The following is a 20,623-nucleotide window of genomic DNA, read 5'->3' as shown; positions in this document are numbered from 1 at the left end:
GCGGATGTCTCCGAAGTGGTGTGCTTCACTGCATAGAGTGGACATCAGGTCATTCGAAAGGAGCTGTTATGAAACGCACCGTCGGGTCCCGTGCGCTGGGGGCTGTGCTGATTCTCGCCGTCGCAGCCACCATCACCGGCTGTGACGACTTCGTTGTCGGCGACCGGCCGCCTGCCAGTCCTGCTGCAAGTGCAACGAATGATGCTCCGGCTTCGGCAAGCGCCAGCCCTACTCCCGTTGCGCTTCCCATGCTCCCGGAACGGACGGCGCCGGGGAATGGATGGACCGCATTCACCGACGAACAGAGACTTGTCAGTTTCGAGGTGCCCGAGGACTGGACGGTGGAGCCGATCGAAGATCCGGGTGAGGGGTATGACGAGGGAGGCCTGCACTTCGACGTGTCGAACGCGGAGGGCGCCAGCATGGCAGAGCTGCATACCCGAATCATCCCGCCCTCCGAGGAATGCGGCGAGGAGGCAGCGAACCCGTACATCGTTCTGACCAGCGAGCCGGTTGATGTTCCATCCACAGCAGAGGCAGAGGGCTCGATCGAGCCGCGCTTTGTTGTGCGGCTCATCCAGGGCTACCGGTTCTTCAGCTCGTATGGGATCACGGACATGGTGGGCGGAGCCGATGGAGCGGCGTGTGTCCTGAACAACACAGTGCAGGGACCGGAGCACATCGGCCTGTACGCCTTCGGCGACGGCATCCAGCTCCAGGCACTGGATCCGACGCAGGTCGGCTCGCGGACGGAATCATTTGCGACCATCGCCGAGGCCCAGAAGCGATTCGATCAGGAGGACTTCGAGCGGATCCGCCGGATGATCATGTCCCTCCAGGTTGCGAGCTGACCTGGCGCCGCTTTCCTGCTTGGAAGCTCCGTTAGCGTGAAGCTCTGCGAGCGCGACCTACTCGGAGACGGCCTTGCTCACGTCAGCGGGCAGCATGCTTACTATCGCGTTCGGTTCAAGGGCAGGGATCAGGCGGCAGGAAGCCCCGCATACGTCACACCGGTCAGCTCTTCACTCGCCGCCCAGAGCTTCGCAGCAACACCCTCGTCGAGGACTGACGGAGCCGGAGCTACCAGCACGGCGTTCCCGTGGGTTTCGCCCGGTCCATCCGGGCCGTAGTAATCACCACCATGAACGTGCGGGCCGGTTGCTGCAAGAAGGATAGGCTGTGCGCCGTCCACATCCGACTGGCCCATGATCCGGAAGAATCCGCCCATGAGATCGAGCACGGCTGCTCCGCGCATCCCGGCCGTCAGGTTGGTCGTTGACAGACCCGGGTGGGCGGCAACGGCGATAAGCGGCCAACCGGCCGCCCGTACCCGCCGGTCGAGTTCCATGGTGAACATGAGGTTCGCGAGCTTGCTCTGGTTATAGGCCTTCCAGGCACGGTACCGGGCATCGGAATTCAGATCGGAAAAGTCGATGTGTCCGCGCTTGTGGGCCAGGGAAGAGACCGTCACAACCCTCGCGGACGGAGACTGCCGCAGGAAGTCCAACAGCAGGCCGGTCAGTGCGAAGTGCCCCAGATGGTTGATGCCGAACTGCTGCTCAAAACCATCAACCGTGCGCTTCAATGGTGTGGCCATGACTCCGGCATTGTTGACCAGGAGGTCCAGGGGGCCGGTCCAGTCTCGAGCGAACGAACGTACCGACTCCAGGTTTCCGAGATCGAGCTGCCGCAGCGTCAGTGACCCGCTGTCTGAGGCAATGCGTGCCCGCTCCAGCGCGGCCGCTCCGCGTTCCTCGCTGCGGCACGCCAGAACCACCGACGCCCCGCGCTGGGCCAGATCGATGACGGTCTGTAGCCCCAACCCGCTGTTGGCGCCGGTCACAACGGCGGTCAGGCCGTCCAGGCGGTGGTTTGCGGAGCTGTCAGTGGTAGAGCGATTCACCAGGGGCGCCTTTCTCGTCGTACCGTGTTACAGCCAGTGTTTCAGACCGGCACCGTTCACCGCTCATCGACATCCGCCAGGAGCTACCGGAATGAATCGATCAGTCACGGCTCGTCTCACCGCAAATACCCGGGCCAACACCTCAATGGCCTTTTCCGTAGCGGTGGCGCGAAACTCCGGGTATTCAGCGGTGAACGAAGTCCTTGAGATCACGGCCAACGGAGAACCGGTAGCGCCAACCCCCATCCGGGACAGCCATGGCGGGATCCTCCACACGCTCACCCTCGAGCAGCCGTCGGTGCTCGAACTGACCTACCGGGCCGAGGTACGGGGTTCAGCCGCCGCGCCGGAGAAGGACGACGCCGACCTCATCCGGTACGTCCGCCCAAGCCGATATTGTGAATCCGACCGGTTGCTGCCGACGTCGTACAGTCTGTTCGGAAACCTGCACGGCAGCGAGCTGCTGGCCGCTGTGCGCGCCTGGGTAAGCGGCAACATCAGTTATGTCTCGGGATCATCCCGGCCAACCGACGGTGCCACGCAGACACTGCTTGACCGCAGAGGAGTTTGCCGCGACTACGCCCATCTGGTGATCGCGCTGCTGCGGGCCAAGGACGTACCCGCGCGCCTGGTGTCTGTTTATGCTCCCGGCCTGAATCCGATGGACTTCCATGCGGTGGTTGAGGCCTGGGTGGACGAAGCGTGGCATGTCGTCGACGCAACAGGGCTCGCTCCTCGGACCAACCTGCTGCGCATCGCAACCGGGCGGGACGCCTCGGATACCGCGTTTCTCTCCACGGTCGGCGGGAGCCTCACCCTGGACACGCTGCAGGTCACCGCTGTGGCAGACACCTTGCACGACGACGACGGCACCTCGCCGGTCCAGCTCGGCTAGCGTAGAGCGGCCGGCCGGCTATTCAGCCAGCCGAAAGCGGAGCGAAGCGAGCGGAAACCGACGAAACCGACGACAAGTGGCGCTCAGTCCGGCCGGTGAGCGCCGTCGTCGTGCTCCAGGCCCGCCCGGAGCTTGGTGGTCAGGGTCAACAGCTGTTCCATTTCCTCTTCGTTCAGAAGGGGACCGAGCAGCGCGTGGATGGCGCGCACGTGTGCCGAACCGATCTCGCGCTGCAGGCGACGGCCTTCGTCGGTGAGTGACAACAGCACACCGCGCTGATCATCCGGCGCCTGCCTGCGCTGCACGAGGCCCTTGTGCTCAAGGCGCTCAGCCATCCGGCTCAGGCTTGGCTGGCTGATCAACAGATGGCTGTTCAGCTCGTTGAGCCGTGTCCAACCGGTGGGACAGCGGCTGAGGTTGAAAAGGACGTCATACTCCCCGATGGCGAGCGTCTGAAAGGAAGGATCCCGCCGGAGTCTGCGCATCACCGCCACCTGCGCCCGGAAGAGGGACTCCCAGGCGTCGGCAGTGAGGCGCAGCGGTGTTGCCGGAGACTCAGGCATGGGCAGACACCGCAGCCAGCCGGTTCTCGAAGGTCGGGGGAGCGGGTATCGAGGCCGGCGTGCGCTCAGCAAATTCCTTGCGCAGCGTGGGCAGCACATCGGAGCCGAACAGGTCCAACTGCTCCAGGACGGTTTTCAGCGGAAGTCCCGCGTGGTCCACGAGGAACAGCTGGCGCTGGTAGTCCCCGAAGAACTCCCGGAAGGAGAGCGTCTTGTCAATCAGCTCCTGCGGACTGCCGACGGTCAGGGGTGTCTGCGAGGTGAAGTCCTCCAGCGACGGCCCGTGCCCGTAAACCGGTGCATTGTCGAAGTAGGGGCGGAAGTCGTTCACGGCGTCCTGGGACTTCGGCCGAATGAAGAACTGTCCGCCGAGCCCGACAATTGCCTGCTCGGGTGTGCCATGGCCGTAATGGGCGTACCTCTCGCGGTAAAGCGAGATCAGCTGTTGGTAGTGCTCCTTCGGCCAGAAGATGTTGTTGGCGAAGTAGCCGTCGCCATAATAGGCGGCGATCTCCGCGACCTGCGGCGTGCGGATGGTGCCGTGCCAGACGAAGGGTGCAACACCGTCGAGCGGCCGGGGTGTGGAGGTGAAGTTATGCAGGGGGGTGCGGTGCTTGCCCTCCCAGGTCACCACGTCCTCGTCCCAGAGCCGGCGCAGCAGATGGTAGTTCTCAACGGTGAGGTCCACGCTGTCCTGCGGATTTTTGCCAAACCAGGGGTAGACGGGCGCCGTGTTGCCGCGTCCCAGGATCAGGTCCACCCGACCATCGGCGAGATGCTGCAGCATCGCGTAATCTTCGGCGATCTTGACCGGGTCATTGGTGGTGATCAGCGTGGTCGAGGTGGAGAGGATGATCCGCGACGTCTGCGCTGCCACATAGCCAAGCATGGTGGTGGGGGAGCTGGGAACAAAGGGCCGGTTGTGGTGCTCACCGGTCGCGAAGACATCCATGCCGACGTCTTCGGCGTGCTTGGCGATGGTCACCATGGCCTTGATGCGCTCGTGTTCGCTCGGTGCTTTGCCGGTGGTGGGATCAACCGTTACGTCCCCGACGCTGAAGATACCGATCTGCATGGGATTCCTCCTCCTAGAAGTACATGCATTTGCATCTACTGTACCCCGTAACCAGCAGGCTCCGGGATTTGTTCCCGTTCACGACCCACCGCAGCACGCCGCTCCCGCCGGCCTTCGATGAGGCGGTAGAGCACCGGAACCAGTACCAGGGTCAACAGCGTCGAAGAGACAAGACCCCCAACGACGACGACGGCAAGCGGTTGGGAGATGAACCCGCCTTCTCCGGTCAGACCGAGGGCCATCGGGGTCAGGGCGAAGACCGTTGCAAGGGCCGTCATCAGGATGGGACGAAGACGTTGCCTGGACCCGCGGGTGACTGCATCGGCAACGCTCAGCCCCGGCGAACCATTCTGCGGCCGGCGGTACTGGTTGATCAGGTCAATGAGCACGATCGCGTTCGTTACAACGATGCCGACCAGCATGAGCATGCCGATCAGTGAGGGCAGCCCGAGCGGGATTCCCGTGAGAACAAGCAGGGCAATCGCACCGGTGGCCGCGAAAGGAACCGAGACGAGGAGGATAAGCGGCTGGATGAGGCTCTTGAACGTTGCCACCATGATCACGTACACGATCGCCACCGCCGCCCAGAGCGCGAGGAAGAGCTGGCCGAAGGAATCAGCTTGCTGTTCGGACGCGCCGCCCAGTGTGGCAGTGGCCCCGGCTGGCAGCGTGACGGCGTCCAGCCGCTCAGTGACGGACGCCGTCAGTGCGCCCAGATTGTCCTGGGACGGCGTGATGGAAACCTGCGCTGTCCGCTCGCCGTTTGAACTGGTGATCGTCAGCGGAACCTGGACCTCTTCCACCGTGGCGACATCCGTCAGCGGGATTGGCCCGGCCGGCGTCGGCAACGAGAGATTGCGGAGTTGGTCCACGCTGGTGATTTCCGTTCCCTCACCGATCAGGATGGGGTAATCCGTGGCATCGATCCGGACGGTGCCTCCCGGAACGGCGCTGATGCTGCCGCCCAACAGCGCGCCGATCTGGCCCTCGGTCAGCCCTGCCTCCACCGCCGCGTTCCGGTCCACGCTCACCTGGATCTGCGGCTGGGCGGCGGCGAGGTTCGACGTCACATCGCGAGCTCCCGGCACCCCCTGCATGGCGGCGACGACGGCCTGGCTTGCCTTAGCGAGGACGTCCGGTTCGGGGGCAGTGATATTGATGTCCACCGTGCTCGACGTCCCCAATCCACCCTGTTGGTTGGACAGCGAGATCTCGCCCGCTCCCTCAAGCTCGTTGAGCGCGGAGCGAACCTCGTTCTGCAGCTGCTGCTGGTCTGCGTCCTCCTCGGTAGTCACGGTGAACTGCGCGGTGGAAGCGCCGGCGGAAAAACGGGCTCCGACTGCCCCCGCTGCGTTCCCGACCGTGACCTGCACGTCACGGATCTCCTCGAAACCGGCCAGCGCTTCCTCCACGCGCCCCGCTTCGGCAACGGTGTTCTCAAGACTTGACCCCGGCTGCTGGCGCTGGATGACGCTGAAACTGTTCTGACCGGTGTTGCCCAGGAGATTGGTCTGCATGAAGGGAACCAGCGCCACTGTTCCGGCAAGCACTAGCGCTCCGGCCACCACAGTCCACACCGGATGGTGTTGGGTTATCCGGAGGATGGGAAGGTACCCCCGCTGGAGCCAGGACCGCTGCTCCTTTTCCTCAGCGCGGTGCCGCTGCTCCGCCGTAGCAGTCGCAGCCGACGCCGGATCTGCCTGATCGGCTGCGATCCGCGTCCGCGGCAGAAACCAGTAGGCCAGCACCGGGACGATTGTCAGCGACACAGCCAGGGACGCCAGCAGCGCAATCGTGACGGTCAACGCAAACGGCCGGAACAGCTCACCCGCCAGATCCCCGACAAAGGCGATCGGGGCAAAAACCGCCACCGTGGTCAGCGTGGAAGCTGTAATGGCGCCGGCAACCTCGCGGATGGCGGTGAGGATGGCCGAGCGTTTGTCCTCGCCGTAACTGAGGTGACGCTTGATGTTCTCAATGACCACGATCGAGTCATCAACGACCCGGCCGATCGCAATAGTCAGCGCACCGAGCGTCAGGATATTGAGCGAGTAGCCGGTAGCCCACAACCCGATGAACGTGATCAGCAGCGACAGCGGGATGGACACCGCGGTCACCAGCGTGGACCGCGCGGAGAGAAGGAAGACCAGAATAACGACGACGGCGAAGCCCAGCCCCAGCAGCCCCTCGGTTGTGAGGTCGGCGATGGAACGCTCGATGAAGGGCGCTTGGTCGAAGATCACCGTGATATTCGCGCCGTCGCCCAGTTCAGCCTCAAGCTCGGGGATCAGGGCAGTCACCGCATTGGAGAGAGTCACGGTATCTGCGGACGGAACCTTCGTTACCGTGAGCGCGAGTGTTTCGGTGCCGTTGGTACGCGTGATGGACGTGGCGTCGTCGTCGGCTATTGAAACCTCCGCAACCTCCCCAATTGTTGCCGGGTCGGTGGCGCCTGTACTGGCTTCCGGTGGCAGGATCGGCAGGGCGCGGATGTCGTCCAGCGACTGCACGGGACTGCCCGCCTGGATCGTAAGGGAACGTTCGCCCTCCTCGAGGGTGCCGATGGGAAACAGCTCGCCGTTGTTTTCGAGGGCGTCGATGATGTCGCCGGTGGATAGTCCCTGTGCAGCGAGATCTTCCTGGCGGGGAAGGATGGAGATGTGCTGTTCGGCACCGCCGGTGATCTCGGCGCTGCGAACACCCTCTACCTTTTGAAGCCGCGGCACCGTGAGCCTCGTCAGTTCCTCGCCCAGTTCGCTCAGGGAGCGGTCTGAGGACACGGCCATGAAGACAACGGGGAGGTCGTTGATGCTTCCGGCCAACGACTGCGGCTCAACGTCGTCCGGCAGGGCAGAACGTACGGTCGAGATGGCGCGGTCCACCTGCCCTCGGGCGCGGTCCAGATCCGTACCGTAGGCGAACATCAAGCTGACGGTGGAAACGCCGTTCCGCGACGTCGTCGAAGACGATTCAAGGCCTTCGACACCGCTGAGGGCACTTTCCAACGGTTCGCTGACCTGCTTGTCCAGGTACTCCGGCCCGGCCCCCGGCAATGAGGAAACCACAGTGATCTGCGGGAACTCCAGCGAGGGGATGAGCTCCTGCTTCAGGGAACCCATGGCGATCACACCGAACACCGCCGCACACACGGTGATGAGGGCAATCAGTGCGCGGTTCGCCAGGGATAGCTGCGCCAAACGGAACATCGGTTCTGCCTTCTGCGGGCATCCAGTCCTGGCGGCACCGCGGTCTAGTTGAGTCCCAGGACCCTGTCAGTCATTGACTGGATGTCATCGGCAAGCGACTCATTCTCGTTGAGCTTCGTGCCGTAGCCGGGGATCATTTCCTTCAATTTGGGCTCCCAGTCAGCAAGCTGGCCGGGGAAGCAACGACGCATGAGCTCAAGCATGATCGGCGCCGCAGTCGACGCCCCCGGAGATGCTCCCAGCAGGGCACCGACAGTGCCGTCTGCGGAAGTGATGACTTCCGTGCCGAACTGCAGAACGCCGCCCTTCCCGGGTGCCTTCTTGATGACCTGTACACGTTGCCCGGCGCTGATCAGTTCCCACCGGTTGCCATCAGCTGCGGGCAGGAACTCGTTGAGGTACTCATTTTTCGCCTCACGCTTCTTGAGCACCTCGCTGATCAGGTATTTGGTCAACGGGATATTGTCCTTGCCTACCGCCAGCATGGGCAGGAGGTTGGACGGGCGGATCGACGTTGGCAGGTCCAGCAGTGATCCGCGCTTGAGGAACTTGGTTGAAAAACCGGCGTAGGGGCCGAACAAGAGCGAACGTTCGCCATTGACGTAGCGGGTGTCGAGGTGCGGCACGGACATGGGCGGGGCACCGACCGACGCCTGCCCGTACACCTTGGCGTTGTGCCGTGTCACGGTCTTTGGGTTGGTGCAGCGCAGGAACTGTCCGGAGACCGGGAATCCGGCAAAACCGCGGCCTTCGGGGATGCCGCTCTTCTGCAGCAGATGCAGCGCACCGCCGCCGGCCCCGATGAAGACGAACCGCGTGTTCACGGTGTGCGCTTGCCCGGTTGCCCGGTTGCGAACGGTGACATCCCAGCGGTTCTGCGAGGTCTTCGAAAGATTGATGACGTCATGGCCGTAGCGCAGGTCAACGTCATTTTCGCCGAGGTAGCTTGTGAGACCGCGGGTAAGTGATCCGAAATCGACGTCCGTACCGCCGGTTACCCGTGATGCTGCGACGGGCTGACCAGGACTGCGGCCCTCCATGATGAGCGGAGTCCACTCTGCAATCTCCGCGTGCTCAGTGGCGAACTCAATGGTTTTGAAGAGTGGTTGCGTGCGGAGTGCCTCATAACGCCGACGGAGATACTCCACATTTGGTTCACCCCAGACGAAGCTCATATGCGGAACGGCGTTGATGAAGCCGCCCGGATCGCCGAGGTGGCCGTTCGAGACCATATGCGCCCAGAACTGCCTGGAGATCTGGAACTGCTCGTTGATGGCGATGGCTTTGGACGGGTCTACGGAGCCGTCCTTGCCTGCCGGCGAGTAGTTGAGCTCGCATAGGGCGGCGTGGCCGGTCCCCGCGTTGTTCCAGGGGTCGGAGCTCTCGAGCCCAGCGCGGTCAAGCCGCTCGAACAGAGTGATGCTCCAGTCCGGCTGCAGTTGCTTGAGGAACGCACCCAGGGTGGCGCTCATGATTCCGCCGCCGATAAGAACGACGTCAGTGTGATTCGCGGGCTTTCCCGCCTGGCTGTCAGCAGTCACGATGGGTCTCCAATAGCAAGGGCGCTAGCCCTAGAAGCGTAGCCTCTGGCAGAGGCGTTCCCTAAATCCGAATGCCGCACGGCGCAGTGATCCTCGTCCCAGTGCTCCGCCGAATTCACCCGGCTGGCAAGGTGCCGAATCAGTTCTCGGTTCAGGGGACCGGTTGTTCAACATCAGCGAGGTCAATGCTGTTGAAAACCTCGTGCATGACCGGGCTTACGGGGTAGCTGAGCACACGGGGAGACACCACTGCGGCCGAGATGGGAAAGGCGAGCGGAACGGCAGGAATGTCAACGGCGATGCTCTCACTTATCTCCTGGTACGCGGCAACGCGCTCCTCACCGTTGGGCAGGGTGACTGCCCTGGCAATCTTGCTGAAGAGCTGGTTGTCACGGAAAGCGAATTCTTCGCTGTAGCTGCCGAACAGGGCGCCCACGAAATTGTCGGGATCCTGGTAGCTCCCACTCCACCCGAGCAGGTGGAACGCACGGTTATCGTCATTCTGGACGGTCTCGACATAGCCGTCGGCCCATTCGGTCGGGACGGGCTGAAGATTGAATCCGGCGGCCGTGAGCTGACGGCTCAGCTCGGCGTACACCTTCTCCGGTGAGGAGAGATAGGGACGGGAGACGTTGCGGGGATAGTGGAAGGGGAGCGGCTCACCGCTGTACCCGGCCTCGTCCAGCAGTTCCCTCGCCAGCTCAGGATCGTACTCGTAATCGGTGATCTCTTCATTGGTCACCCCGAGCTTCGGCGGAATGAACTGGTTGGCCGGGCTGGTGCCGGCCAGGAAGCGGCCCTCGATGAGTGCATCTTTGTCGATCGCGTGGGCTACTGCCTGCCGGAACAGCACATCGTCGACGCCGGGAAAGTCCTGGTTCATCCCGAGGTACAGGACCGAATATGGATCGCGTTGCAGGATCTGCTGGCCCTCCCGGGCGAGCTCGGCGGCGTTGTCCACGGTCACGAGGTCGTATCCGTCGATTTCCTCGCTCAGCAGCGCACGCAATCGGGCAGCTGTGTTCGGAATGGTACGAAAAGTGACGGTCTGAATTTCACCCGCCGTGCCCCAGTAACCTTCAAAAGCGCTCAAGGTCACCTCATCCGCGGACCAACGGGTGAACGTGAACGGACCCGTTCCGACCGGACTGAGCGCGAACTCCGACAGTTGCCTGCCATTTCGTTCAACAGTCAGCTGGTTCGCGTTGAGCTCGTCGAGCGCTTTTGGCGAGGCCATTCCGAAGGCAGGCAAAGCAAGGGCGGGAATGAAGGACGTGAGGCGACCGGTCAGCCGGATGAGCACGGTGTGCTCTCCGAGCGGCTGACACGAATCGTAGACGGATTCCTCAGGTTCATCAGAGAAGGCTTTGAACACGGACTTGAACGCGATGGTGGCGTCCAGCACCCGGGTTTCGGGAGGCATCGTGTACCAGCGCTCGAAGTTTGCGCAGACCGCTGCGGCGTTGAACGGTTCGCCATCGTGGAAGACAACGTCCTGGCGCAGATCGAAGGCGTAGGCGCGGCCCTCGTCCCGTTCCTCCCATGACGTGGCCAGGAGCGGCGCCGGTTCTGAGGTCAGCGGGTCGATTCCGACGAGACCTTCCAACATCTGCCGGGTGATTCGGTAGGACTCAGTGTCTGCAACAAGTGCCGGATCAAGGCCGGTAGGCGTCGCGGCAGTGCCGAACGTGAACGTTGCGGTGGTGGTATCGCCAACCGGAGCCGCCGGCTCCGCACTGGTGGCGGGCGCCGTCGTCGTTGTTGGTACCGGCGTGGCTGCAGTGCACGCGGTCAGGCCGAGCACTGCTGCTCCCGCCAGCGCACGCAGGAACGGTCCCGACAGCTTACGACGGCGGTGCGTTGGGCTGGCTGGCATGGTCTCCTCGGGGCGCGCGTGCAGTAGGGCACGACTGCGGGCGGAATCTCCAGTTTAGGTCACGAGACTGAAGGGAAGCTGATCGCGGTGCATCGTACGACACGCCCGACACACAAAAACGGTGGGTATCTGCATCGGAGTGCAGATACCCACCGTGTCCCTGATCCAGATTAGAGGAGTCGAATCAAGGAGTCTTTGTCAGACGATTGCTCGCCTGGACTGCCGTGCCTGTTACCCGGGACTGACTACTCGCTCGGGGGCATCAGGATGGAGTCGATCAGGTAGACCGTTGCATTGGCGGTCTGAACGCCACCGCAGATGACCGCTGCGCCCTCTTCGCCGACGGTGATGGAGTCACCCTCGCCTTCGACCGTCAGCTCGGCACCGTTGAGCGTGGTGTGTGTTCCGGCAACCTCATCGGGAGCCAGCTGGCCCTCAACGACGTGGTAGGTAAGGATTCCGGAGAGGAGGTCTGCGTCGGTCTGCAGCGCCTCGACGGTTGCTGCATCGAGCGCTTCGAAGGCGTCGTCAACCGGCGCGAAGACGGTCAGCGCTTCAGATCCGTTGAGGGTGTCAACCAGATCGACATCAGGGTTGATGCCACCTGACACAGCGGCGGTCAGTTGAGTAAGCAGCGGGTTGTTCGAAGCAGCCGTCGCTACCGGATCCTGAGCCATGCCGGCTACCGAGCCGTCGCCGTCGGGCACCTGCTCCGCGTAACCTTCGCAGCCCGGGCCCACCAGGTTGGCGGCGGGGTCCATGGCCTCTTCGGTCATTTCCTCGGTCATCTCGGGTGCTGAGGATTCAGTCGTGGTTGATTCGGTGGTCTCCGAATCACTGGTGGCTGCTTCATCGCCACCGCCACAGGCTGCCAGGCCGAACATGGCTACAGCTGCGACACCGAATACGGAGAGATTCCTGCGCTTGAGAAGTTCCATTTCATTTCTCCTTCATTCATTCCGACCCCCACGGCAAAACGCGATGGTCTAATTTCCGGACGAACACATCGTGTCGATGTCTCACAGGTCATTCGGCTGAGCGATGAAGGTGGATGGGTGAGTGCTGAAAAAATTGTTGACAGCGGCTCGGGGCCGTGATTTCGCATTGGGGCTTAACGAGCCGGGCCCCCAGGCGTGAAGCCTGGGGGGGCCCGGATAATCGACGCCGATCACGTCTCCAGCTGGTAGTGCGCAAGGGGGGACTCGAACCCCCACGTCCGAAGACACTGGAACCTAAATCCAGCGCGTCTGCCAATTTCGCCACTCGCGCGTGGGCCTGCCGACCGGCCAGAACGATCCGGCGCACGGTCCATTGTACTGGTTCCATCACGGGCAACGGATGCCGCTTACGGACCTGCCGGTTTCGCGTTAGCTGATCCCTAAATCGCGGCGGAGCTTGGCTACATGACCGGTGGCCCTGACGTTGTACTGGGCGAGGCTGACCTGCCCGGATCCGTCGATCACCACTGTGGATCGGATGAGACCTTCATAGGTCTTCCCATAGTTCTTCTTTTCGCCCCACGCGCCATAGGCCTCTGCCACTGCATGATCCGGGTCGGAAAGCAGCGGGAAAGTCAGTGACTCCTTCTCACTGAAGGAGCGGAGCTTCGTTTCCGAATCGGGGGAAATTCCCAGGACCCTGTATCCTGCAGCGCCAAGCGAGGCGAGGTTGTCCCGGAAATCGCAGGCTTCGGTTGTGCAGCCCGGTGTCGCTGCTGCGGGATAGAAGTAGACGACGACATTCTCGCCGGCGAAGTCGCTGAGGGAAACGTCCGAACCGTCCGCGGACGAAAGCCTGAAATCGGGTGCGCGGTCCCCGGTCTGGAGTCGTTTTGACATATTGGTCTCTCTTTTCGGTCTCGATTGTGCATCAGCGGTGCAACTCTCCGGGTTTGCGGCCCGAGCAGTAGCTATCATATGTGGGTGGATTTCAAGGTCCCCAAGCGAAGCTACACGAGCTACGCGGGGTGAAAGGGAGTTTTTGCTGATGCCGCATCTCGAGCAATGGCCTACCGGTCGACTACTGACGACGGCCGCTCGGTTGGTGGAGCATGCGTGGAATGAACGGTTGGTTTCCATTGGTGTCACTCATGCCGGCGTGATTGCGCTCGGCGTGCTGGAAACCCAGGGAGCCATGACCCAGGCCAATCTTGCCCAGCTGGTGCGTGTCCAGGCGCAAACCATGGGCAAGACCCTGTCCCGCCTCGAACTGCGCGGACACATCTTGAGGACGCGCAGCGACATCGATCGCCGCAGCCATGCAGTCTCTATTACGCCCGCGGGCAGCCGGGTGCTCGGAGAAGCGAAAGATGTTGAGCGTACGCTCATCGCCGGCGAGGGGCTTGTCTCCAGTGAACTGAGGTCACACCTCCAGTCCGTCATTGAGGACCTCGGTGCCCCGCGCTGGAACTGGGAAGCTGATGATGCGCCTGCAGCCTCACGGCGGGCTGGCCTTCCGGAGCCCGCGCTCATTGACGATTAGCGGGTCGCTCGGTTCTTGGAGTTAAAGCAGAAATCCTCCCGCCGGGCAGATGCCCAACGGGAGGATTTCTTTTTCTGTGCACCCCCCGGGACTTGAACCCGGAACCCATTGATTAAGAGTCAATTGCTCTGCCAATTGAGCTAGAGGTGCCTGCGAAATCCGGTCTCACCGCGTTCCGCAACAGCACTAAACTCTACCAGCACTGCGACGGAAAGTTGAAATCGGAGCGCTGCGTGTGAGCTATTGCATCTCCACCCGCAGGATCCTGGATCCACTGGTTTCATTAGTCGCAATGAGCAGGGTGCCGTCAACTCCCGCAAGAGTGTCCCTCAGCCGCCCGTGAGCGCCGTCGAGGAAGCTGGCCGGATTGCCGGCGGAACCTCCGGACACCGGTACACGCCAGAGCCGTTCACCTCGTAGACCGCCGATGTAGGCGACGTCTTCCACGATGGCCATGCCGCTGGGGGAAGCTGTAGCGGTGGACGGCCACACCACCTGGGCGTCAATAAAACCGCGCTGACCGGAAGCCCCGGTGACTGCAGGCCAGCCGTAGTTTCCGCCGGGCTCGATGAGGTTGAGCTCATCATCGCGCTCGGGGCCGAACTCGCTTGCCCAGAGCCGGTCCCCGGAGTCCCAGGCCAGACCCTGCACATTCCGGTGCCCCAGCGAATAGACGGCAGAGCCGAACGGACTATCCGGGGCGGGTTCGCCGTCAGCAGTAACCCGAAGGATTTTCCCGCCGAGGCTCGCCCTGTCCTGTGCGCTTTCTGCGTTGGACGCATCGCCCGTGCCGATGTACAGGTACCCGTCGGGGCCGAATTTGATACGGCCTCCGTTGTGGATGTTCGCCTTCGGTATGCCCGTCAGCACTTCTTCCGTGCCTTCAAGGGCACCGTTGCCATACGCCATGCTGATAACACGATTATCGTCGGTGCTCGTGTAGTAGAAGTAAAGGCGGGGGTCAGCCGTGAAGTCCGGCGGCACGGCAACGCCCAATAATCCGCCCTCGCCGTCGGCGTCGATGGCGTCCTGTACTACGCCGATGACATCAACCACGCCGTCGGTAATCCGTTTCACCTCCGCGCTTTCCCGCTCAGTGACGATGAGGCTGCCGTCCGGCAGCAACGCCATTGCCCACGGAACATCCAAGCCTGTTGCCACCTCCGCGGTGACTGCCGGAATTGGCTGCTCGGACACCGACGGCGCCGGTTCACCGGCGGTGGCACCCAGGGAGGTCGGAGCCTGCCGGACAATGGGGGCGGGCTCAGGTCCGGCATTGCATGAGGTGACTCCGGCGAGCAGACAGAACGCTGCGGCGAGACCCCGGAGTGCCGGGGTGATTCCATCGTTCCGTTTTTCCTGCTGCGCGGTGCGCATGACAGACACGTTACGACGACGGAAAACGGCTGTCCATGGGCCCCACGGTCGTCCGGCTACGCTGATCGCATGACCGCTCCTACAATCCGTACCGTGACAGTGCCTGACCAATACCTTCTGGAAGCACTCAGTCCTGCACCCGCCGGAATCACCCTCGCAGTGTGGGACTTCAAAGGCGAACCCCTTGGGGCTGACCTGCGGGAGGTCGACGTCGCAGTACTGCCCTATATGGCCAGGGGCGATTTCAGCTCACAGCTGCAGTCAGCTCCCGCGCTCAAACTGGTGCAGACCCAATCGACCGGGTATGAGGGCGTGCCGGAAATGGCAGGTGCCGGGGTTGCCGTCTGCAGTGCCGCCGGCGTCCACGCTGCGGCTACAGCCGAAATGGCAATCGGACTCGCCATTACCTCCCTTCGCGGCATCAACGTCGCAGTGTTGAACCAGCGGGAGCGGGTGTGGAAGCCCGAACGATTCCCGGGCCTTGCAGACCGCAGAGTGCTGCTCCTGGGAGTTGGCGGCATCGGAGAAGAAATAGCCAATCGACTCGATGCCTTCGAAGTCGAGCTCACGAGGGTCGGCAGGACAGCGCGTACCGACCAGCGCGGGCAGGTGCACGGCAGCGATGAACTTCTCGGACTGGCTGCCAACCACGATGTCCTGATTATCATTACGCCGCTGTCGGACTCCACCCGGGGACTGGTGGGAAGGGACGTGCTTGCGGCGTTGCCCGACGGCGCCCTCGTCATCAACGTTGCACGGGGCCCCGTGGTGGATTCGGAGGCACTCACGGCTGAGGTGGTCAGCGGCCGCCTGCATGCCGCAATCGATGTCTTCGATCCTGAGCCCCTTCCCGCGGATCATCCGCTCTGGGGTGCGGAAAACGCGATCATCACGCCCCACAACGGTGGGAATACCGGTGCGTTCCTCCCACGCATCGTGCGGCTGCTGCGGCGCCAGTTGGAGGCGTTCGCCGTCGGTCGGGAGCCGGTCAATCTGGTGGTGCCGGGACCGTGGGAAGCGGGGCGCCGCGACGTCTGAGGGCTATGCAAGCGTGATGAACGTCTGCATGAACAGTTCGAAGTCCGCGTAGTCGTCCGCCTGCTCGAGGTGGAGTTCCTGGTGGCGTGCAGGCTGGAAAATGACGTCCGGCTGAACCCCGAAGCGGAACGTCCTGCCGGTGTTTGTTGCCACCTCGTAATCGCCATCCGCCAACTGAAAGGCGTGGGCGAGGTTGGTCATGTTCAATTCGACTGGAACGCCGCCGCCGGTCAGGGTCTGCCCGTTGACGGGAGCCACCATGATCTCCGTGGGTTGCCAACGGTATCCGACGACGTAGTACCTCGGTGCGCTGATTCGCGTCCCGTCGGCGTCCCTGCCTTCGCGGCGAGCGTTCACCGCGAAGATGAGGTTGTAATCGCCGTAGTTAAGGATTTGGGAGTCGAAGATTCCGCGGAGGATGTTCTTCAGGGCATCGCTTCCGGGCTCGTCCTGTGAAGCGTGCGGCAACTGGGGAATCATTTTCGGCCTGGGTAGGGAAGTGCCCGCGGAACGGCTGGTCGGTATGCGGCCGCCGATGGCCGGCCGCACGTGGTCCGCGCCGACCACCCTACCCGAAATAAGCAGTGTCCATTCGGCCGGCGGGCGCGCTGAACACCGGCCGCCTGTGACGCAGCACACCCCTAAGATGGGCTTAATAGGTCGGTCACACGCGCAGGGCGCACCTGCTTTCGGGCCTAGACTTTTACCCATGAGCGTGGATAGCGAAGCCAAGGCAACACCGGATATCAAGCCAAGAAGCCGTGCGGTCACTGATGGCATGGAGCGGGCACCTGCCCGAGGCATGCTGCGTGCAGTGGGAATGGGTGATGACGACTTCGCCAAGCCGCAGGTCGGCGTCGCGAGCTCCTGGAATGAAATCACGCCCTGCAATCTCTCCCTGAACCGCTTGGCCCAGGGCGCCAAGGAGGGCGTTCACGCGGCCGGCGGGTTCCCTATGCAGTTCGGAACAATCTCCGTCTCGGACGGCATCTCCATGGGCCACGAAGGAATGCACTTCTCGCTCGTATCCCGCGAGGTCATCGCCGACTCCGTTGAGACAGTGATGGAAGCGGAGCGCATTGACGGGTCGGTGCTTCTGGCAGGCTGTGACAAGTCATTGCCCGGCATGCTCATGGCTGCTGCGCGGCTGAATCTCTCGAGCGTTTTCCTGTATGCCGGCTCAATCATGCCGGGCTGGGTGAAGCTGGAAGACGGCACGGAGAAGGAAGTCACCCTGATTGATGCTTTCGAAGCTGTCGGGGCATGCGCGGCAGGAAAAATGTCGAGGGGTGACGTCGACCGCATCGAGCGCGCAATCTGCCCTGGTGAGGGCGCCTGCGGAGGCATGTATACCGCCAACACAATGGCCTGCATCGGTGAAGCGCTCGGTATGTCACTGCCCGGTTCGGCAGCGCCGCCGTCTGCTGACCGCCGTCGGGATGAATTTGCCCGAAAGTCCGGCGAAGCCGTCGTGAACCTGCTGAGACGAGGCATCACAGCTCGGGACATCATGACCAAAAAGGCGTTCGAAAACGCCATTGCTGTCACGATGGCCTTCGGTGGGTCCACCAACGCAGTCCTGCACCTGCTCGCCATCGCACGCGAGGCAGAGGTGGATCTGACGCTCGATGACTTCAACCGCATCGGCGACCGCGTTCCGCACCTGGGTGACCTCAAGCCGTTCGGCCGCTACGTCATGACCGACGTGGACAAGATCGGCGGCGTGCCGGTGATCATGCGTGCCCTTCTGGACGCCGGACTCCTCCACGGAGACGTGCTGACGGTGACGGGCAAGACCCTCGCTGAAAATCTCGAGGCGATCAATCCGCCGGACGTTGACGGCAAGATCCTGCGTGCCCTGGATAACCCCATCCACAAAACCGGTGGCATTACCATCCTGCACGGCTCGATGGCTCCGGAAGGTGCGGTGGTGAAGAGCGCAGGCTTCGACGCAGAGGTGTTCGAAGGTACTGCGCGCGTCTTCGAACGCGAACAGGGGGCCTTGCAGGCTCTCGCTGAGGGGGAGGTGAAGGCGGGGGACGTCGTCGTCATCCGGTATGAGGGCCCCAAAGGCGGACCGGGCATGCGCGAAATGCTGGCCATCACCGGAGCCATCAAGGGCGCGGGACTGGGCAAGGATGTACTCCTACTGACGGACGGTAGGTTCTCGGGCGGCACCACCGGGCTGTGCATCGGCCATGTGGCTCCCGAGGCAGTGGACGGCGGTCCCATTGCGTTCGTCAAGGACGGGGACCGTATCCGCGCCGATATTCCGAACAAGACCTTCGACCTGCTGGTCGATCCCGAGGAACTGGAGCGCCGGAGGGTCGGTTGGGAGCCGCTTCCCGCCCGGTACACCAGGGGAGTGCTGGCGAAGTACGCGAAGCTGGTGCATTCAGCCTCCGAGGGCGCCTACACCGGCTAATCTGCGCCGGTTGGAAACCGGAACTGAAGACGACGACGGAGGCTGCGCGCCGGCGTCGTCGTCTTCAGTTAGTGTCCAGTAACTGGAATGGTTGTCCATATAGTGAGACGGTTCCGGGTGTTGTTGACACTGTTGGCGAGGGAGTGAAAACTACAGGTATGCAGCTCGTATCCGTAGTCCTAGTTACCAAGCGCGTGGCCTAAAAGCCCGGCTGGTACGTCTACGTCACGCGCAAACCCCTCGCAGAGCCCACCAGGCTGAGGGGTTTTTTTGTTCCCACCGAACAGATTCGCGCAGTACATTTGCGCAGCGATCAAGCTGTGCTGGATACAAAGGAAGTTCAAAGATGTCCAAGGGATCGCCCATCAGCCCGGCGCTGATGGCAACCAGACAACCCGCTCCGGCGGCACCGGTCCAGCAGCCGGGCAGGGACAACGCGGCTCCTTCCGCGCCCGCCAGTCCGGTGCTCGGGCTCAACCGCGTGGTGCCGCCAACCCAGATGACCGGATCCCAGGCGATTGTCCGCGCCCTTGAGGAACTCGGCGTTGATGACATCTTCGGCCTTCCCGGAGGCGCAATTCTTCCGACCTACGACCCGCTGATGGCCTCTACCAAACTTCGGCACATCCTCGTCCGCCATGAGCAGGGCGCCGGGCATGCGGCCCAGGGCTACGCCATGGTGACCGGGCGTCCGGGGGTCTGCATTGCCACGTCCGGGCCTGGGGCCACCAACCTGGTCACCGCAATAGCGGATGCGCATATGGATTCGGTGCCGATGGTGGCCATCACCGGCCAGGTGTCCAGCGCCGTGATCGGATCGGATGCGTTCCAGGAAGCGGACATCGTCGGCATCACCATGCCGATCACCAAGCACTCCTACCTGGTGACCAAATCACAGGACATTCCCCGGGTTCTCGCTGAAGCATTCCACATCGCTTCGACGGGGCGGCCGGGACCGGTGCTCGTGGACATCGCAAAGGACGCCCAGGTCGGCGCGATGTCCTTCTCCTGGCCACCGAAAGTTGACTTGCCCGGCTACCGCACGGTGGTACGGGGTCACGCCAAGCAGGTCCGCGAGGCCGCCCGGCTCATCATGGCCTCGGAACGTCCCGTGTTTTACGTGGGCGGCGGTGTGGTCAAGGCCCATGCGGCAGCAGAATTGCTCGAGCTGGCGGAGCTGCTGGGCGCACCGGTTGTCACCACGCTGATGGCCCGCGGGGTTTTTCCCGACTCCCATCCGCAGCACGTCGGCATGCCCGGCATGCATGGCTCGGTGTCCGCGGTGACTGCCCTTCAGCAGTCGGATCTGCTGATTACGCTCGGCGCGCGGTTCGACGACCGCGTAACCGGTGTGCTTTCGAGCTTCGCGCCCGGGGCGAAAGTGATCCATGCGGACATCGATCCTGCCGAAATTTCGAAGAACCGGACGGCCGACGTACCGATTGTCGGCTCGGTGAAAGAGATCATTCCGGAGTTCACCGCGGCACTGCGCGAGCAGTTCGCCGCCTCCGGCGCGCCGGACTACAGCGCCTGGTGGATGGTGCTGAACCGGCTCCGCGAGAGCTACCCCATCGGGTTCACCCAGCCCGAAGACGGGCTCTCCGCCCCGCAGCACGTCATCCAGCGCATCGGTGAGCTCACCGGACCGGAGGGCGTGTATGCGGCAGGCGTTGGCCAGCACCAGATGTGGGCAGCCCAATTCATCAACTACGAGCGGCCGCATGCCTGGTTGAACTCCGGCGGCCTGGGCACCATGGGTTATGCGGTTCCGGCCGCCATGGGCGCCAAGGTCGGCAACCCTGACCGCGTGGTGTGGGCGATCGACGGCGACGGCTGTTTCCAGATGACCAACCAGGAGCTGGCCACCTGTGTGATCAACAACATTCCGATCAAGGTCGCCGTGATCAACAATTCCTCCTTGGGCATGGTGCGCCAGTGGCAGACCCTGTTCTACGAGGGCCGCTACTCGAACACGGACCTCAACACCGGGCACAACACCGTGAGGGTTCCGGACTTCGTGAAACTTGCCGACGCCTACGGCTGCGCCGGACTGCGTTGTGAGCGGGATGAGGACATTGATGCCACCATCCAGCAGGCACTGGACATCAACGACCGGCCCGTTGTGATCGATTTCGTGGTCAGCCGTGACTCGATGGTGTGGCCTATGGTCCCCACTGGCGTCAGTAACGACCTCATCCAGATTGCCCGCAACATGACCCCGGACTGGGAGCAGGAGGACTAAC

The 20,623-nt window shown here is 62.9% G+C and carries 16 protein-coding genes and 2 tRNA genes; 6 read left to right on the top strand and 12 right to left on the bottom strand.

The window, feature by feature from the left end; all coding sequences use genetic code 11:
- The first annotated feature begins 68 nt into the window (after positions 1-68).
- On the top strand, positions 69-851 hold the full coding sequence (locus P4U43_RS09740; RefSeq protein ID WP_277358562.1) for a hypothetical protein: 783 nt from the start codon (positions 69-71) through the stop codon (positions 849-851).
- A gap of 128 nt (positions 852-979) precedes the next feature.
- Here P4U43_RS09740 and P4U43_RS09735 read toward each other — a convergent pair whose 3' ends face one another.
- Complete coding sequence (locus tag P4U43_RS09735) at positions 980-1,903, bottom strand: oxidoreductase (RefSeq protein ID WP_277358561.1); 924 nt, start codon at positions 1,901-1,903, stop codon at positions 980-982.
- Between the two features lie 91 nt (positions 1,904-1,994).
- On the opposite strand from P4U43_RS09735, the gene P4U43_RS09730 reads away from it, so the two are divergent.
- Entirely contained in the window at positions 1,995-2,798 is an 804-nt protein-coding gene (locus P4U43_RS09730) for a transglutaminase-like domain-containing protein (protein ID WP_277358560.1), read from the top strand.
- An 83-nt stretch (positions 2,799-2,881) separates the two neighbouring features.
- Here P4U43_RS09730 and P4U43_RS09725 read toward each other — a convergent pair whose 3' ends face one another.
- The 8 genes from P4U43_RS09725 to bcp all read right to left on the bottom strand — a co-directional run bounded on the left by P4U43_RS09725 (position 2,882) and on the right by bcp (position 12,897).
- A complete protein-coding gene (locus P4U43_RS09725; protein ID WP_277358559.1) occupies positions 2,882-3,361 on the bottom strand; it encodes a MarR family winged helix-turn-helix transcriptional regulator in 480 nt (159 codons plus the stop codon).
- Positions 3,354-4,436 (bottom strand): LLM class flavin-dependent oxidoreductase, encoded by a 1,083-nt coding sequence (locus P4U43_RS09720; protein WP_056548171.1) that lies wholly within the window; start codon positions 4,434-4,436, stop codon positions 3,354-3,356. The genes P4U43_RS09725 and P4U43_RS09720 overlap by 8 nt, the downstream gene beginning before the upstream one ends.
- A 35-nt stretch (positions 4,437-4,471) precedes the next feature.
- A complete protein-coding gene (locus P4U43_RS09715) occupies positions 4,472-7,642 on the bottom strand; it encodes an efflux RND transporter permease subunit (RefSeq protein ID WP_277358558.1) in 3,171 nt (1,056 codons plus the stop codon).
- Between the two features lie 44 nt (positions 7,643-7,686).
- Entirely contained in the window at positions 7,687-9,183 is a 1,497-nt protein-coding gene (locus tag P4U43_RS09710; protein ID WP_277358557.1) for a malate:quinone oxidoreductase, read from the bottom strand.
- A 151-nt stretch (positions 9,184-9,334) separates the two neighbouring features.
- A complete protein-coding gene (locus P4U43_RS09705; RefSeq protein WP_277358556.1) occupies positions 9,335-11,059 on the bottom strand; it encodes an ABC transporter substrate-binding protein in 1,725 nt (574 codons plus the stop codon).
- A gap of 245 nt (positions 11,060-11,304) precedes the next feature.
- Positions 11,305-11,997 (bottom strand): fasciclin domain-containing protein, encoded by a 693-nt coding sequence (locus P4U43_RS09700; RefSeq protein ID WP_056548173.1) that lies wholly within the window; start codon positions 11,995-11,997, stop codon positions 11,305-11,307.
- A 249-nt stretch (positions 11,998-12,246) separates the two neighbouring features.
- Positions 12,247-12,328: transfer RNA gene (locus P4U43_RS09695), tRNA-Leu, on the bottom strand.
- Positions 12,329-12,426: 98 nt separating this feature from the next.
- A complete protein-coding gene (bcp, locus tag P4U43_RS09690; protein WP_277358555.1) occupies positions 12,427-12,897 on the bottom strand; it encodes a thioredoxin-dependent thiol peroxidase in 471 nt (156 codons plus the stop codon).
- Positions 12,898-13,045: 148 nt separating this feature from the next.
- On the opposite strand from bcp, the gene P4U43_RS09685 reads away from it, so the two are divergent.
- Positions 13,046-13,540, top strand: a complete 495-nt coding sequence (locus P4U43_RS09685) for a MarR family winged helix-turn-helix transcriptional regulator (protein WP_277358554.1) — start codon at positions 13,046-13,048, stop codon at positions 13,538-13,540.
- Positions 13,541-13,617: 77 nt separating this feature from the next.
- Here the strand turns inward: P4U43_RS09685 and P4U43_RS09680 are convergent.
- A tRNA-Lys gene (locus tag P4U43_RS09680) sits at positions 13,618-13,690 on the bottom strand.
- Positions 13,691-13,780: 90 nt separating this feature from the next.
- On the bottom strand, positions 13,781-14,917 hold the full coding sequence (locus P4U43_RS09675; RefSeq protein ID WP_277358553.1) for a PQQ-dependent sugar dehydrogenase: 1,137 nt from the start codon (positions 14,915-14,917) through the stop codon (positions 13,781-13,783).
- 69 nt (positions 14,918-14,986) lie between these two features.
- Between P4U43_RS09675 and P4U43_RS09670 the strand changes: the two genes are divergently transcribed.
- Entirely contained in the window at positions 14,987-15,955 is a 969-nt protein-coding gene (locus P4U43_RS09670; RefSeq protein WP_277358552.1) for a 2-hydroxyacid dehydrogenase, read from the top strand.
- 3 nt (positions 15,956-15,958) lie between these two features.
- Here P4U43_RS09670 and P4U43_RS09665 read toward each other — a convergent pair whose 3' ends face one another.
- Positions 15,959-16,435, bottom strand: coding sequence for a hypothetical protein (locus P4U43_RS09665; protein WP_277358551.1), 477 nt, complete (start codon positions 16,433-16,435; stop codon positions 15,959-15,961).
- Between the two features lie 229 nt (positions 16,436-16,664).
- On the opposite strand from P4U43_RS09665, the gene ilvD reads away from it, so the two are divergent.
- The gene (gene ilvD / locus P4U43_RS09660) at positions 16,665-18,380 is read left to right on the top strand and encodes a dihydroxy-acid dehydratase (protein ID WP_277358550.1); all 1,716 of its coding nucleotides are present in this window, start codon (positions 16,665-16,667) and stop codon (positions 18,378-18,380) included.
- 346 nt (positions 18,381-18,726) lie between these two features.
- The gene (locus P4U43_RS09655) at positions 18,727-20,622 is read left to right on the top strand and encodes an acetolactate synthase large subunit (protein ID WP_277358549.1); all 1,896 of its coding nucleotides are present in this window, start codon (positions 18,727-18,729) and stop codon (positions 20,620-20,622) included.
- The last annotated feature ends 1 nt before the right edge of the window (position 20,623 follow it).

The sequence above is a fragment of the Arthrobacter vasquezii genome, assembly GCF_029455255.1.
Classification (GTDB): Bacteria; Actinomycetota; Actinomycetes; order Actinomycetales; family Micrococcaceae; genus Arthrobacter_D; species Arthrobacter_D parietis.
This window is presented reverse-complemented; position numbering and strand designations above follow the sequence as displayed.

Coding starts and splice junctions, on each gene's coding strand:
- P4U43_RS09665 (WP_277358551.1), bottom strand. CDS start 16,435: ATGATTCCCCAGTTGCCGCACGCTTCACAGGACGAGCCCGGAAGCGAT.
- P4U43_RS09670 (WP_277358552.1), top strand. CDS start 14,987: ATGACCGCTCCTACAATCCGTACCGTGACAGTGCCTGACCAATACCTT.
- P4U43_RS09655 (WP_277358549.1), top strand. CDS start 18,727: ATGTCCAAGGGATCGCCCATCAGCCCGGCGCTGATGGCAACCAGACAA.
- P4U43_RS09675 (WP_277358553.1), bottom strand. CDS start 14,917: ATGCGCACCGCGCAGCAGGAAAAACGGAACGATGGAATCACCCCGGCA.
- P4U43_RS09730 (WP_277358560.1), top strand. CDS start 1,995: ATGAATCGATCAGTCACGGCTCGTCTCACCGCAAATACCCGGGCCAAC.
- P4U43_RS09700 (WP_056548173.1), bottom strand. CDS start 11,997: ATGGAACTTCTCAAGCGCAGGAATCTCTCCGTATTCGGTGTCGCAGCT.
- P4U43_RS09720 (WP_056548171.1), bottom strand. CDS start 4,436: ATGCAGATCGGTATCTTCAGCGTCGGGGACGTAACGGTTGATCCCACC.
- P4U43_RS09685 (WP_277358554.1), top strand. CDS start 13,046: ATGCCGCATCTCGAGCAATGGCCTACCGGTCGACTACTGACGACGGCC.
- P4U43_RS09740 (WP_277358562.1), top strand. CDS start 69: ATGAAACGCACCGTCGGGTCCCGTGCGCTGGGGGCTGTGCTGATTCTC.
- bcp (WP_277358555.1), bottom strand. CDS start 12,897: ATGTCAAAACGACTCCAGACCGGGGACCGCGCACCCGATTTCAGGCTT.
- P4U43_RS09705 (WP_277358556.1), bottom strand. CDS start 11,059: ATGCCAGCCAGCCCAACGCACCGCCGTCGTAAGCTGTCGGGACCGTTC.
- P4U43_RS09715 (WP_277358558.1), bottom strand. CDS start 7,642: ATGTTCCGTTTGGCGCAGCTATCCCTGGCGAACCGCGCACTGATTGCC.
- P4U43_RS09725 (WP_277358559.1), bottom strand. CDS start 3,361: ATGCCTGAGTCTCCGGCAACACCGCTGCGCCTCACTGCCGACGCCTGG.
- ilvD (WP_277358550.1), top strand. CDS start 16,665: ATGAGCGTGGATAGCGAAGCCAAGGCAACACCGGATATCAAGCCAAGA.